We start from the raw sequence: 13,328 nt of genomic DNA on the forward strand, positions 1-13,328 counted from the left end.
TACCGCGCGCCGGAAATCCGGCGGCGGAGAGGGCTCGCCTCGTACGATTACGGATCAGCTCACTGCGACTCGTCTGGCAACGGCCCGATGATGCCGGCCGGAGAACGCGGCCTAGAGCGCGGTCGATCCGCGCTCGTCGTTGCGGATGCGGATGGCTTCGTCGATCTTCGAGATGAAAATCTTCCCGTCGCCGATTTTGCCGGTACGAGCCGAAGAAAGAATGGCCTGCACCGCTTTGTCGACCAGCTCGTCCACAACCACCATCTCCAGCTTGATTTTGGGGAGAAGGTCGACGGTGTACTCGCGCCCGCGGTAAAACTCCGTGTGGCCCTTCTGCCGTCCGTGGCCGCGCGCTTCGAGAATCGTCATTCCCTCGATTCCCACTTCAAGAAGGGCGTCTTTCACTGCATCCAGTTTCGAAGGCTGAATGACTGCTTCAATCTTTTGCATTGCTCACTGTCCCAGGCTACAAAGAGTATCAGGTTTATGTTTTATGCGGCTTAGGAGGCAAAGTCGTAGCCTTCTTCACCGTGCTGCGTAAGATCCAGACCCTCGGACTCCTGATCCGGCGTCACCCGCAATCCTATCGTCGCGTCCACAATCTTAAGCAGGATCAGGGTACCAACAATCGAGATCACCCATGCAATCGCAACTCCCACCAGCTGGTTGAGCACCTGGTGCCAGTTGCCTTCGACTGCTCCGGAGGGCAGGGGATTGCCCTTGGCATCTTTGAAAATGGGATTGATGACGCTCGACGCGAAGATGCCGGTGAGAATCGCTCCGAGCGTTCCGCCCGCTCCATGCACGCCGAAGGCGTCGAGCGAATCGTCGTAGCCAAACCATGACTTCACCTTGATGACCATGAAGTAGCAGAAGAACCCAGCGATCAAGCCGATCACGATGGCCGACATCGGCTGAACGAATCCCGCCGCCGGAGTAATCGCAACCAGGCCAGCCACCGATCCGGAAATCGCGCCAAGAGCGCTGGGCTTGCCGTTGCGAATCCATTCCGCCAATGCCCAGCTCAACGCCGCGGCCGCAGCGGCGAAATGCGTGTTCACGAAGGCGCTGGTGGCCAGCGTTCCCGCGGCCAGTGCGCTGCCTGCGTTAAAGCCGAACCAACCTACCCACAGCAGGCATGCGCCGATGAAGCTCAGCACCACCGAATGCGGCGGCATGGCTTGCTTCGGATAGCCGAGACGCTTGCCGAGATAAATAGCGCAAACCAAAGCCGAGACGCCGGAGGTCACGTGCACCACAGTGCCGCCCGCAAAATCGAGGCAGGGGAAGCGTCCGCCCAGCGACGCGTTGAGCAATCCGCCTTTGCCCCAGACCATGTGCGCCATGGGCGAATACACGAAGATCGACCACAGCACGAGAAACGCAGCCATGCCGCTGAACTTCATGCGCTCCGCAAACGCGCCGGTGATCAGCGCCGGCGTGATGATCGCAAACATCAGCTGATACACCATGAAAGTCTGCAGCGGCAGCGTGGCTGCGTAATCGGGATCGGGCGCAAGTCCCACACCGTGCAGAAACAAATTATGAAAGCCGCCGATGAAGCTGGTTCCCGTGCCAAAAGCCAGGCTGTAATTCACGATCGCCCACATCACCGTGATGATGGCCATCATGGCGAAGCTTTGCATCATGACCGACAGCACGTTCTTCTTCCGCACCAGGCCGCCATAGAAAAGCGCCAAGCCGGGGCCGGTCATCATCAGCACCAGCGCCGAACTCGTCAGCATCCAGCTGTTGTCAGCGGAGGACTGCGCCTGCGCCACCTGGGCTTCGAGCTTCGTCAGCCGATCGGAGGTAGACGGCGCGGAAACCGGCTGGGCCACCGCATTTCCGCAACAAAACAACGTCAGAGCGAGGAGAAACCCCACGAAATAAGAACGCATAACACTCCCGATTTTCAATAATGGCAAGTTACGTCGGCCGGATTGTCTCCGGCGTCTTTTTCAAGCTTTGGCAAGGTTTGGTGCGGGGAAAGCAGTTCTGTTTGCGTGCTCCAGAACCACGCTTTCATCGTGCGTTGGAGTTACTTTTACACATTTTTCGCAATTGGCAAACAGGGAAGGAGAATTCGTGTTGCATGCGGCGCTTCGGGAGCCGCGGTGGAATCGTGCAGCCCGCGCATAATTCAGGGCATCTTCTGCTCGGGGTGTTGAAAATGAACGATTTCTGACGGTACTCTAACGATATCGAGGGTATAGTGAAGGTATGAGCGATGTCGGCAGCAGCACCTTGCGTGACAGATATCTTTTTGGGGCGTTGGACAGCAGCGCCAAGAACCGCCAAAAGCTCAACGAAGTCAGCTACGGCTACGAACAGCCCGAGGGCGTCTTCCTCACTTCGCTGGACGCGGCGATCAACTGGATCCGCAAGAATTCAGTTTGGCCGATGACCTTCGGTTTGGCCTGCTGCGCCATCGAGATGATGTCGATGGGGGCGTCGCGCTTCGACGTGGCGCGTTTCGGCGCAGAAGTCTTTCGGCCTTCCCCGCGGCAATCGGATCTCATGGTCATCGCCGGTCGCGTTTCGCAGAAGATGGCGCCGGTCATTCGCCGTCTCTATGACCAGATGCCGGAGCCGAAGTGGGTCATTTCCATGGGCGCCTGTGCGACCTCGGGAGGCGTTTTCAATAACTACGCCCTGCTCCAGGGGGTTAATCAAGTGATTCCTGTCGACGTCTATGTTCCAGGGTGCCCGCCGCGTCCCGAGCAGCTCCTGTACGCGATCACACTTTTGCAGGAGAAAATTCAGCACGAGCGCGGCAGTCTCAAACGCGCATTGAATCTCCAGTAGCCCCTATTTTTGAATAACTTAACGATCGGCTGGGCATCTTCAGGCTGTTCGTATCCACCCGTTCAAGGGGGAGACTTCTCGGCAACCCCGGAGTGTGTCTTTCTCAGGCTTCACGACCAGAGCTATGTGCTTGAGAAATTTAACGCCATCTATAGGCAACTCATTGAAAAAATTGTGATCTAACCAGTTAAATATGGTAGGTTGAATACGCTGATAACTTCAGGCTCGTCCTGATCCTTTTGATTTTCTCGTTCCCTTAGCTTTAGCAACATTTAAACGATTTTTGGCCTGGGCTTACTTGCGTAAGCCAATATTTGTATGACTTCCCAATTCTTGCGGAGGATAGACGCATGCATTCTCGTTTGTTAACTTCCCTGAGCCGAATTCTGCTTGTTGGGTGTGCCGTTGGAGTCGGTGCATCGAGCATGTATGGGCAGAGCTCGACCTCGACCCCCCCTGAAGCACCTACTTCCAGAATCGATGTTTTCCTCGGCTATTCGTACCTCGCCCCCAAGGGTTCGGTCGCGACTCCTCAGGCCGATGGAACCACCTTTACCGATAGCTATTCGTCGATCAATGCCGGCGCCATCGGCAGCGTGGCCTACTACTTCAACAAGTATGTGGGCGGTCAGATCGAATACGCGAATCATCCGGACGGCAACAATGACGGCGCGCAGACTGCGCAGGCCGGTATCATTTTCCGTTTCCCGGTGCAGGGCATGACCCCCTTTGTTCACGGCCTGGCCGGCGGCGTTCGCCTCGGCGGCCCGAATGACGAACCGTTCGCTGCTCACCCCTACACCTGGGGACCGGCTCTGACGGCCGGCGGCGGACTGGACTACGACCTGCCCTTCATGAATCATCGTTTCGGCCTTCGTCTCTTCCAGGCCGATTATGAATACTTCCACGCCAACTTCGGTCCCGAGGTTTATGTCGGCGGCCGTGCGAACCCAGGCAATGCCCGTCTGAGCACTGGTCTGGTCGTGAAGTTTGGCAACATCACGCCGCCTCCTCCGGTACAGTACGCTTGCTCGGCTAGTCCGACGTCGGTGTTCCCCGGCGAGCCGGTCACCATCACCGGAACTGCTTCGAACCTGAACCCCAAAAAGACTGCTACCTATACCTGGAGCGGTCAGGGCGTGACGGTCAGCGGCAGCAGCTCGACTGGCAACATCGATACCGCCAGCCTCGCTCCTGGCTCATATACGGTTACCGGACACGTAGCCGAGGGCACCAAGGCCGGCGAGTCTGCCGATTGCACCGCGCAATTTACGGTGAAGGCATTCGAGCCGCCGACAGTGAGCTGCTCGGCCAATCCTTCCACCGTCAAGCCGGGTGACAGCTCCACCATCACCGCGACTGGCGTCAGCCCGCAGAACCGTCCGCTGACCTACAGCTACCAGGCTTCTGCTGGAACTGTAAGCGGCACCGGCAACACGGCAACCCTGTCCACCACTGGCGCTCCTGCAGGCTCGGTCACTGTCACTTGCAACGTCGTCGACGACAAGGGTCAGACCGCATCCTCGACCACTACCGTCAGCATCGAGCAGGCTCCGCCGCCGGCTCCCAAGACCCAGACGCTCTGCACGATCCAGTTCGATCATGACAAGAAGCGTCCGGCTCGCGTAGACAACGATGCCAAGGGCTGCCTCGATGACGTGGCGCTCAACGCACAGCGTGCTTCCGACGCAACCCTGGTTGTGGTCGGCAATACCGCTGCCCCTGCCGCCGAACCGGCCAAGGGTCGTCACCACCATGAGCACATGGAAGCCGACCTGGCTGCCCAGCGTGCGGTCAACACCAAGGACTATCTGGTGAAGGAGAAGGGCATTGACGCCAGCCGCATCTCGGTGCGCACTGGCACTACCGGCACCAACGAGGTCGACAACTACCTCGTGCCCGCCGGCGCCACCTTCGACACCGACGTCACCGGCACTACCGCGGTCGACGAGTCCACAGTGAAGCCGCAGGCCAGAACCGCTCCTCCCGCGCACCATGTGCACCGGAAGACGGCTGTTCATCCTGCTCCGGGTGCGACGAGCAACTAACTCCAGGCTGGAAGTTTCAGCCGTAACTGAAAAGGCCGACCGGAACTCCGGTCGGCCTTTTCCATTTTGCCGGTCACATTTTACCTGTCGCCGGGTATCACTTCGGTAACCGCATAAAAATGGTGTAAACGCTATGATGGAGGTGGAATCTAACGCGTACAGAATCTATGAAACTCCGATTTTCTTCGTCTCTTGTCCTTGGTTGCGCACTCGCAGGATTGATTCACACCTCCACCCTTCATGCACAAATCACGCCGTGGGTCTCCGTTGGCCCGCACGGCGGTGACGCCCGGGCCTTCGCCTACGACCCGGCAAACCCCCAGCACATTTATCTCGGCACCACCAGCAGCTGGATCTATCAATCCAGCGATGGCGGAGCGACCTGGTCGCGTCTGGCCCATCTGGGCAAGGTCGACGATCTCATTGTCGATAACCTGACCGTGGATTCTGCCGACCCTAAGACCCTCTATGCCGGCGTATGGCAGCTCGACAGCCCTGGCGGGGGTGTCTATGTCAGCCACGATAGCGGCGTGACGTGGACATCTATGAAGGATATGGATGGGCAGTCCGTGCGTGCTCTCAGCCAGGCTCCTTCCAATCCCAAGATTCTCGTGGTTGGCGCCATCAGCGGCGTCTACCGCACAGAAGACGGCGGAGACCACTGGACGCAGATCAGCCCGCAGGGCAGCGGCGAGATTCACAAGGTCGAATCCATCGCCATCGATCCTGCCGATCCCAAGACCATCTATGCCGGAACCTGGCACCTGCCTTGGAAGACCACGGACGGCGGCGCCAACTGGCACAACATCAAGGAAGGCCTCATCGATGACTCGGATGTCTTCTCCATCATCATCGATCCGACCAAGCCCAGCGTGGTCTACGCCAGCGCCTGCTCCGGCATCTATTCCAGCCAGAACGGCGGAGAACTCTTCCGCAAGGTGCAGGGCATTCCCTCCACAGCTCGGCGCACGCGCGTGCTGGAGCAGGATCCGGTCGATCGCCGGATAGTCTATGCGGGAACCACCGAAGGCCTGTACAAGACCATGGATAGCGGTGCGAACTGGACGCGCATGACCGGTCCCGACGTCATCATCAATGACGTTTACGTCGATCCGAAAAACACGCAGCACGTGCTCCTGGCCACCGATCGCAGCGGCGTGCTCGCCAGCCAGAACGCGGGCTCATCTTTTGTCTCTTCCAATCAGGGCTTCTCGCAGCGCCAGGTCACGGCGTTCCTGACCGACTCCAAGCACGAGCAGACCATGTATGCCGGCGTCGTCAATGACAAGAGCTATGGCGGCGTCTTCATCTCCGAAGATGCCGGCAAGACCTGGAACCAGCGCAGCGCCGGCCTCGATGGCCGCGACATCTTCAGCCTGGGAGAGAGCCCGGACGGAACGGTGATCGCCGGTACCAGCCACGGCATCTTCCGTTGGAGCGGATCGACCTGGGAACCGGACGGCAAGGTCGTCAACACCACGGAAAAGACGGTCTACGTTGTTCGCAAAGGCAAGAAGGTCAAGAAGACCGAAACCGAATCTTCGAAGCCACTTGTCATCGACGCGCAGGTGAACGACCTCTCCGTGAGCGGCCCGGTCTGGTTTGCGGCCACTTCGGACGGCGTCTATCGGAGCGCGACCCAGGGCGCAACCTGGACCGGCCCTGTGCTCCAGGAAAAGCAATACCGCTTCGTCGATTTCCACGGAGACATCGTCTTCGCCGCGCGGCGTAACGACCTCAGCGTGTCTGAGGACGGCGGCGTAACCTGGAAGGCGGTTCCGCTTCCTGCCAAGCTGAGTTCGGTACGCGCACTCAGCACCGCACCCAACGGCACTTTGTGGTTGGGCGGGCGCGAGGGAGCCTTCTATAGCAACGATCACGGCCAGAGCTGGGAGGCCTTGAGCACGCTGCCCATCACCAACATCGGCAACGTCGATTGGGACGCAGCGCTCAACCGCGTCGTCATTACTTCGACCGACTCCACGATGGTCTTTGCCGTCGACTCTACCGACAAGACCTGGAAGTGGTGGGATGCCGGTTGGCGCGTGCGTAAGGTCCACACCATGGGAGGACGCCTGGTAGCCGCATCGCTCTACGACGGCATCGTCGTGCAGCCCGCCGACGCCGCGGCCACCGGTTCGCAGCAAGCCCAGCGCTGAGGTGTTTCGCATTCGCAGGATCGAGCGCGAAGATCTGGATCAGCTCTTCGCGCTCGACAAGCGATGCTTCCGTCCTGGCATCGCCTATTCCAAGTCCGAACTCGCTTACTTCCTCAACCATTCCCGCAGCCTTACCTATGCCGCCGTGGATGCTTCCGAAAGCATTCTCGGTTTTGCAATCGCAGAATCGAAGCTGGAGCAGGGCCGGCGCATAGGCCACATCGTCACCATCGATGTCGACCCCAGCCTGCGCCGCCAGGGCATAGGGCAGCGCCTTATGCAGGAGATGATCGAAGGTCTGCGAGCTCAACGAGCTGTCGCAATTCGCCTGGAGGTTGCGGTCGATAATCTCGAAGCGCAGTCTTTCTATCGCAAGCTGGGATTCACGCCGACCGGCCGCATTCCTGATTTCTACATGGGCACGCTGGACGCGCTCACTATGGAATGTTCACTTGAAAGTGCGCCAGATTCATTCTCCTGAAGCAGGTCCAGCCGAGTGATAGCCCGCCGCCGTCAGCAATGAGAGACGCTTCTGCGGGGTGAGCGAACCGGAGCTCCGCCACAGCACCTGGCCTTGCTTGTTGGTGAGCAGGGCCACGATCTCGTGTTCGTTCGGAATTTGCAGGGTGCGCCGGAATTCGTCCTTGTTGACGTAGAGCGGAATGATCCAGTGCCACGTTTCCGGGTCGGTCTCATCGCTGCGCATGGAGGAGTTTTCCCACCAGCGGAAGACGAAGTTCTCGCGGCTCGAGATGGGCAGCCGGTACCAGCGGAAGCTGAAGTCGCTGTGCTGCAAGGCTTCGGCGACGGGAGACCAGCTATCGATATCCTTCTGTTGTTCAGGCTCAAAGGAGATCAGCAGAAGATTCGTTTTGCCTTCCAGATCCGAAGGCAGGTTTACCTTGGCCTTGTCCAGGCTGTAGGACAGGGTTCCCGGGAAAACAAGAGGTTTCTGCGTGTCGCTACTCTGCGCGGCGTGAGCCAGCGGCAAAACCGCCAGGCTGAAAATGATTCGCGCGGCATATCGCATGCTTGAGATCAATCAGTGTCCCAGGTCTTGAAGTTAAGTTGTCCGGATCTACTTGAGGCATAGTAACAGCCGCGACGACATCCCGCAGCCCGGAGCCATGGCCGGTAGTATAGCCGGAAAATCCGTAGTTCCCTGCATGGAATACGTACCAGCGGCCTGCAAGGTTCATGGTCGCGAAGGCCGGAGCAGGTGAATTATCATAAGAAGTGAGGAAAAGCATGATTGGCGACGACGTGATCGAAACTACAGGCGTGGACGAACGGAGACCTTTCGGCACCGACGACGATCGTTTGAAGCCGATTGCCGCCAGGGTATTGGCCGGTGAACGCCTCAGCTTCGAAGACGGTCTCGCGCTGTATGGATCGCCTGACATTCTGGCTGTCGGCTGGCTCGCCAACTACGTTCGCGAAAGAATGCACGGCGATCTCGCCTACTTCAACGTCAATCGCCACATCAATCCCACCAATGTCTGTGTAGCCGCTTGCCGCCTTTGCGCTTTTGGCCGCAAGAAGGGCACCGAGGGCTCCTACACCATGGCTTTGGAGCAGGCATGGGAGACGGCGGCCTCCGGATACAGCGAAGCGGTCACCGAGTTCCACATCGTCGGTGGACTTCATCCCGATCTGCCCCTCGAATACTTCCTCGATCTGGTACGCGGATTGAAAGAACGCTTTCCGCTGGTGCACATCAAGGCCTTCACCATGGTGGAAGTGGCCTTCCTGGCGCGCCGTGCCAAGCTCAGTATCCCGCAGACGCTGGAGCGCATGAAGGAAGCCGGCGTCGACTCCTGTCCGGGAGGCGGAGCCGAAATCTTTTCCGACCGCGTGCGCCACATCATCTGCGATCACAAGATCGATGGCAGCGAATGGCTGGACACTGCGCGCATGGCTCACCAGGCCGGCCTGAAATCGAATGCGACCATGCTCTACGGCCATGTCGAGAACGATGAAGACCGCGTCGATCATCTGCTGAAGCTGCGCGAGGTGCAGGACGAAACCCACGGCTTCCAGACCTTCATCCCGCTGGCCTTTCATCCCGACAACACTGCGCTTGGATTTTTGCCCCGCACCAGCGGCATGACCGATATCCGGCAGATCGCGGTGAGCCGCCTGCTGCTCGACAACTTCCCGCACATCAAGGCGTACTGGCAGATGATGACAGCGCAGATCGCGCAGATCGCCTTGCGCTTCGGCGCCGACGACGTCGACGGCACGGTGATCGAAGAGAAGATTTACCACGATGCAGGAGCGACCACGCCGCAAGGCATGCGCCGCCAGGATCTGGTAAGACTCATCACCGAAGCCGGCCGGGTTCCCGTCGAACGCGACACGCTTTATCGCGCGGTGACGAGAACGGAAGATTCGTTCACGGTGGCGGTCTGAAGAGTAGCGGGCAGCAGTCAGGCGCAAAGACGGTCAGTCATTCGCGAGTAGGATGCTGGCCGGGTTCGTGGCTGACCGCTGACTTGCTGACTCGCTGCAGTTAGGGCTGCTGCTCGACACAAGCCAGAGGCCGTCCTGAAGCAGGCGGCAGCTCCTTCTCGCGCAGCTCACGCTTTTTCGCTTCGCGGTCTAAGCGCCGCTTCCGGACTTCGTTCGCTGCCACCAGAATCAGTGCGGCGAAGGTGACCACCACGAGGGCAACCGCGGTGGTTCCTTGCAGCTGCTCAAGCTCGCCATAGAGCAGCGCCAGCCCCACAAAGACGAAGAATACATGCGCGCAAAAGACCTGCAGCGAAGCCTTGCCCAGGGTCAGAAACGGCTCGACCGACACCACGCGCAGCACGTACTTTCGCAGCCAGTAAAAGAGCACGGTGAAGGCGATCAGGTTCAGCGCGCGCAGCGGCCCGATCTGCCACTTGTCGACCTGTACACCGAGGGTTTGCGCCGTCAGGTGCGGTCCCAGCCAGCCATGCCGCACGCCGACGAAGAATACGCATACCGCGCCCGCCACAGCGGTTCCCCAGCCGGGAATTCTCTTGAGCGGCACGGCGCCGGTAGCTGACCGCGCGCCCAGCCATAGTCCGACAACCCACACCGCCTGCCAGGCAAACAGATTGAAGGCACCCGTCTCCTGCAGCGGGATGTGCAGATGTGTGGCCCGGACAATCGCGTTGTGGACCATGTCCCGCAGGCCGAATTGCGCCAGCAGCCAGACCAGCCCGCTCACCGCCAGAATCTTTCTCCAGCCGAAGCGCACCGAGGCCGAGAGCAGCAGCGGCGTGAAGAATAGAAAGGTCACGTACATCGGCAGAATATCGAGCAGCGGCGGGCAATACAGCAGCAGCACTGAACCCACGATGGCCACCAGCGGATGCGCCAGATAGAAATCCAGCAGGTTGGTGAGCGCCGCGCGGTGGGTGTGGATCGCGAACTCCGCGGCCACGGTAAAGGCGAAGGCCAGCATCAGGAGGTGATAGGCGTAGATCTTCAGCGAGCGCTTCCACAGCTTCATGCGCACACCCGGCTCGTCCAGTACCAGCTCGCGAATGTAGAGCCTGCCTACAAGCAGCGCCGAAAGAAAAACAAACCCTTCCGCCGAGGTCACAAAGCCGATGGGCTGATTGACGAAATCGGCAAAGCGCGTTGGCAGGTGCGTCAGCGTCATCCACACCAGAAAGAGCCCGCGCAAAGCGTCGAGTTCGGGACGGCGTTCGAGCTTGGGCAGGTGCATGGCCATGGAGCGTCTCTCTTTTAGACGCCTTTCCCACCCACGGGTTGCGCCGAGCGCTTCGAGGAACTTCTGTATCTCGATTTCCGATTTCGGAGTTTCCGGCGCGAAGCGATGGCCTGGACGGCCAGTCCTAAAACGCGGAGATCCCGGTAACGCTCTGCCCGATGATCAGGGTGTGGATATCGTTCGTTCCCTCATACGTCTTCACTGACTCCAGGTTCATCATGTGGCGCATGATGGGGAAATCATCGGTAATTCCAGCGCCCCCGAGGATGTCGCGCGCCATTCGCGCACACTCGAGCGCCATCCACACGTTGTTTCGCTTGGCCATGGAGATATGCTCGTGGCCAACCTTGCCGTCGTCCTTCATGCGGCCAACATGCAGCGCCAGCAGCTGTGCTTTGCTGATCTCCGAGATCATCCAGGCCAGCTTTTCCTGGATCAGCTGGTGGCTGGCAATCGGCTCATTGCGAAACTGCTTGCGGTCGAGCGAATACTTGAGCGCCGTGTCGTAGCACGACATGGCTGCGCCGATCGCGCCCCAGCTGATTCCATGCCGCGCCTGGTTGAGGCACATCAGCGGAGACTTCAGTCCTCCCGACCGGGGCAGCAAGTTCTTGGCGGGGATCCGCACATCCTGGAGCGACAGGCCGGAAGTGACCGACGCACGCAGAGACCACTTGCCGTGAACGTCATGCGCGGAGAATCCGGGCCGATTGGTCTCGACCAGAAATCCACGGACTACATCCGTACCGCCATCCTCGTTCTTGCCGCCATCCTCTTCTTTGACTTTGGCCCAGATCACGGCGACATCTGCAATGGAACCGGAGGTGATCCACATCTTCTCGCCATTTAGGATGTACTCGTCACCCTCTTTCACCGCGCGTGTGCGCATGCCGCCGGGATTCGATCCGAAATCCGGCTCTGTCAATCCAAAGCAGCCGAGTTTTTCGCCGCTGGCCATCAGAGGCAGCCAGTAGTTCTTCTGCTCTTCGGAACCAAACGTGTAGATGGGATACATGACCAGCGCCGACTGCACGCTCACGAAGCTGCGCAGGCCAGAATCGCCGCGCTCGAACTCCTGCATCACCAGCCCATACGCCACGTTCGACATACCCGCGCAGTTGTAGCCATGCAGGTTGGCTCCGAAGAAGCCAAGCTGCCCCATCTGTGGAACCAGCTCGCGGGGAAAACGGCCCTCGCGGTTGCACTCTTCGATGATGGGAATCAGCTTGTCTTCAATGAATTGCCGCGCCATGTCGCGCGCCATGCGCTCATCATCATCGAGCAGCGCGTCGAAACCGATAAAGTCCACGCCCTTGAAGGGGTATGCCATAAAAACTCGCTCCAGTGCCAGGAATCAAACCACTCAGCCTAACAGAGCGGTTCAAAGGCGGGCAAAAGCCAGCTCGGCCAAGAAAACTTGTTAGGAGATCTGACGGCCTAATCCCCGAACCTCTCCGCAGCCCGGGCTTTTGCTTTGGCCGCTTCTTCTTCCCGATTCTTCGGCGGCGCATTCGTTTCGAGCGATTGCAGAAGGCGCGCGGAGACTGCGGCCACCTCATCGATGGCTGCCAGAAATACTGCTTCGTTCGCCTGCGAAGGTTTGTTGAAGCCGCTGATCTTCCTCACAAATTGAAGGGAAGCAGCTTGAACCTCCTCCGGCGTTACAGGCAGATCGAAGTTGAAAAGGGTTTTGATATTTCTGCACATGGCCGCTGCCTCGCGTCGGGAAACATCGAGTGCTGTCAGGAAATATATCCCTTGATGAATTCATCTTTCGAATTCACCAGATCGTGCGTGGTTCCGTCAAAGACCAGCTTGCCCTGGTGCAGCATCAGGAAGCTGGTGCTGGGTATGGTCTGGTTCTCGGGCAGCTCTTCGACCTGGTTCGTCTCTTTGTTGAAGTGATGCGTTGCCAGCATGAAGGCGTCCTGCAGCCGGTGCGTCACCAGCAGGGAGCTGGTCTGGGCCACGTCCCGCTGCTTGATGACCAGCTCGACGATGGTGGTCGAAGTAATCGGATCGAGGCCTCCGGTCGGCGAGTCGTACAGGAGCAACTCCGGTTTTGTCACGATGGCACGCGCAATCGCCACGCGGCGGCGCATGCCCCCTGAGAGCTCGGAGGGAAACTTGGTCAGCGTGTGCTCGAGCTCCACGAAGCGCAGCGCCTCGGTCACGCGGCGGTCGATCTCCTCGTCCGGCACCCGCTCTTCGGTGAGCCGGAAGGCCACATTATCGCGCACGGTGAGCGAGTCGAAGAGCGCGCCCTCCTGAAACACCGTACCGATCGATCCACGCAGGCGAAAGAGGTCGTCGTCGCGCATGGCACTGACCTCGAAGCCGAAGACGAAGATGCGTCCGGTATCCGGCTTGAGCAGGCCGTTTGCTAACTTGAGCAGCACGCTCTTGCCCACGCCCGCTGGCCCAAGCAGGACGCGGGTTTCGCCGCGCTTCACCCGGAAGGAGATGTTTTCGAGTACCTGCTTCCCCTCGAAGCCGATGCTTACATCCTGAAATTCCACGGCTTGTGCTTCGGGGTAGATCTGGCTGGGGTCAGTATCGCTGAGCGGATCGATGGCGTTGGCGGCGAGCTCTTTAGTGGCCATT

At 59.4% G+C, this 13,328-nt stretch carries 12 protein-coding genes; 5 read left to right on the forward strand and 7 right to left on the reverse strand.

What is annotated here, in order from left to right; all coding sequences use genetic code 11:
- Nucleotides 1–111: 111 nt before the first annotated feature.
- Together XX99_RS02005 and XX99_RS02010 are read right to left on the reverse strand one after the other, a co-directional pair.
- Nucleotides 112–450: a P-II family nitrogen regulator gene (locus XX99_RS02005; RefSeq protein ID WP_050057690.1), complete on the reverse strand. Its 339-nt coding sequence runs from the start codon at nt 448–450 to the stop codon at nt 112–114.
- A 50-nt stretch (nt 451–500) separates the two neighbouring features.
- Nucleotides 501–1,901, reverse strand: coding sequence for an ammonium transporter (locus XX99_RS02010; protein WP_050057691.1), 1,401 nt, complete (start codon nt 1,899–1,901; stop codon nt 501–503).
- 322 nt (nt 1,902–2,223) lie between these two features.
- Between XX99_RS02010 and XX99_RS02015 the strand changes: the two genes are divergently transcribed.
- The 4 genes from XX99_RS02015 (at nt 2,224) to XX99_RS02030 (ending at nt 7,496) form a co-directional block, all read left to right on the forward strand.
- Nucleotides 2,224–2,808: an NADH-quinone oxidoreductase subunit B gene (locus XX99_RS02015; protein WP_050057692.1), complete on the forward strand. Its 585-nt coding sequence runs from the start codon at nt 2,224–2,226 to the stop codon at nt 2,806–2,808.
- A 350-nt stretch (nt 2,809–3,158) separates the two neighbouring features.
- On the forward strand, nt 3,159–4,856 hold the full coding sequence (locus tag XX99_RS02020; protein WP_050057693.1) for an OmpA family protein: 1,698 nt from the start codon (nt 3,159–3,161) through the stop codon (nt 4,854–4,856).
- 167 nt (nt 4,857–5,023) lie between these two features.
- A complete protein-coding gene (locus tag XX99_RS02025; RefSeq protein WP_231581114.1) occupies nt 5,024–7,015 on the forward strand; it encodes a WD40/YVTN/BNR-like repeat-containing protein in 1,992 nt (663 codons plus the stop codon).
- 1 nt (nt 7,016) lies between these two features.
- Nucleotides 7,017–7,496: a GNAT family N-acetyltransferase gene (locus tag XX99_RS02030; protein WP_050057694.1), complete on the forward strand. Its 480-nt coding sequence runs from the start codon at nt 7,017–7,019 to the stop codon at nt 7,494–7,496.
- Here XX99_RS02030 and XX99_RS02035 read toward each other — a convergent pair.
- Nucleotides 7,485–8,045, reverse strand: coding sequence for a hypothetical protein (locus tag XX99_RS02035; protein ID WP_050057695.1), 561 nt, complete (start codon nt 8,043–8,045; stop codon nt 7,485–7,487). The genes XX99_RS02030 and XX99_RS02035 overlap by 12 nt on opposite strands.
- Before the next feature lie 218 nt (nt 8,046–8,263).
- Between XX99_RS02035 and mqnE the strand changes: the two genes are divergently transcribed.
- Nucleotides 8,264–9,427, forward strand: coding sequence for an aminofutalosine synthase MqnE (gene mqnE, locus XX99_RS02040; RefSeq protein ID WP_050057696.1), 1,164 nt, complete (start codon nt 8,264–8,266; stop codon nt 9,425–9,427).
- 100 nt (nt 9,428–9,527) lie between these two features.
- Here the strand turns inward: mqnE and opgC are convergent, their stop codons facing one another.
- The 4 genes from opgC to XX99_RS02060 all read right to left on the reverse strand — a co-directional run bounded on the left by opgC (nt 9,528) and on the right by XX99_RS02060 (nt 13,327).
- Nucleotides 9,528–10,724, reverse strand: coding sequence for an OpgC domain-containing protein (gene opgC / locus XX99_RS02045; protein WP_050057697.1), 1,197 nt, complete (start codon nt 10,722–10,724; stop codon nt 9,528–9,530).
- 124 nt (nt 10,725–10,848) lie between these two features.
- Nucleotides 10,849–12,054 (reverse strand): acyl-CoA dehydrogenase family protein, encoded by a 1,206-nt coding sequence (locus XX99_RS02050; RefSeq protein WP_050057698.1) that lies wholly within the window; start codon nt 12,052–12,054, stop codon nt 10,849–10,851.
- 107 nt (nt 12,055–12,161) lie between these two features.
- Nucleotides 12,162–12,431: a DUF2277 domain-containing protein gene (locus tag XX99_RS02055; protein ID WP_050057699.1), complete on the reverse strand. Its 270-nt coding sequence runs from the start codon at nt 12,429–12,431 to the stop codon at nt 12,162–12,164.
- 35 nt (nt 12,432–12,466) lie between these two features.
- Nucleotides 12,467–13,327 carry an ABC transporter ATP-binding protein gene (locus XX99_RS02060; RefSeq protein WP_082125171.1) on the reverse strand — a complete coding sequence of 287 codons (861 nt, stop codon included), beginning with the start codon at nt 13,325–13,327 and terminating at the stop codon, nt 12,467–12,469.
- Nucleotide 13,328: the final 1 nt, after the last annotated feature.

It is taken from the genome of Silvibacterium bohemicum (assembly GCF_001006305.1).
GTDB classification, from domain to species: domain Bacteria; phylum Acidobacteriota; class Terriglobia; order Terriglobales; family Acidobacteriaceae; genus Silvibacterium; species Silvibacterium bohemicum.

What these genes read in the sequence shown, in the direction of transcription:
- XX99_RS02005 (WP_050057690.1), bottom strand. Translation starts at nt 450, where the DNA reads ATGCAAAAGATTGAAGCAGTCATTCAGCCTTCGAAACTGGATGCAGTG.
- XX99_RS02010 (WP_050057691.1), bottom strand. Translation starts at nt 1,901, where the DNA reads ATGCGTTCTTATTTCGTGGGGTTTCTCCTCGCTCTGACGTTGTTTTGT.
- XX99_RS02015 (WP_050057692.1), top strand. Translation starts at nt 2,224, where the DNA reads ATGAGCGATGTCGGCAGCAGCACCTTGCGTGACAGATATCTTTTTGGG.
- XX99_RS02020 (WP_050057693.1), top strand. Translation starts at nt 3,159, where the DNA reads ATGCATTCTCGTTTGTTAACTTCCCTGAGCCGAATTCTGCTTGTTGGG.
- XX99_RS02025 (WP_231581114.1), top strand. Translation starts at nt 5,024, where the DNA reads ATGAAACTCCGATTTTCTTCGTCTCTTGTCCTTGGTTGCGCACTCGCA.
- XX99_RS02035 (WP_050057695.1), bottom strand. Translation starts at nt 8,045, where the DNA reads ATGCGATATGCCGCGCGAATCATTTTCAGCCTGGCGGTTTTGCCGCTG.
- mqnE (WP_050057696.1), top strand. Translation starts at nt 8,264, where the DNA reads ATGATTGGCGACGACGTGATCGAAACTACAGGCGTGGACGAACGGAGA.
- opgC (WP_050057697.1), bottom strand. Translation starts at nt 10,724, where the DNA reads ATGGCCATGCACCTGCCCAAGCTCGAACGCCGTCCCGAACTCGACGCT.
- XX99_RS02050 (WP_050057698.1), bottom strand. Translation starts at nt 12,054, where the DNA reads ATGGCATACCCCTTCAAGGGCGTGGACTTTATCGGTTTCGACGCGCTG.
- XX99_RS02055 (WP_050057699.1), bottom strand. Translation starts at nt 12,431, where the DNA reads ATGTGCAGAAATATCAAAACCCTTTTCAACTTCGATCTGCCTGTAACG.
- XX99_RS02060 (WP_082125171.1), bottom strand. Translation starts at nt 13,327, where the DNA reads ATGGCCACTAAAGAGCTCGCCGCCAACGCCATCGATCCGCTCAGCGAT.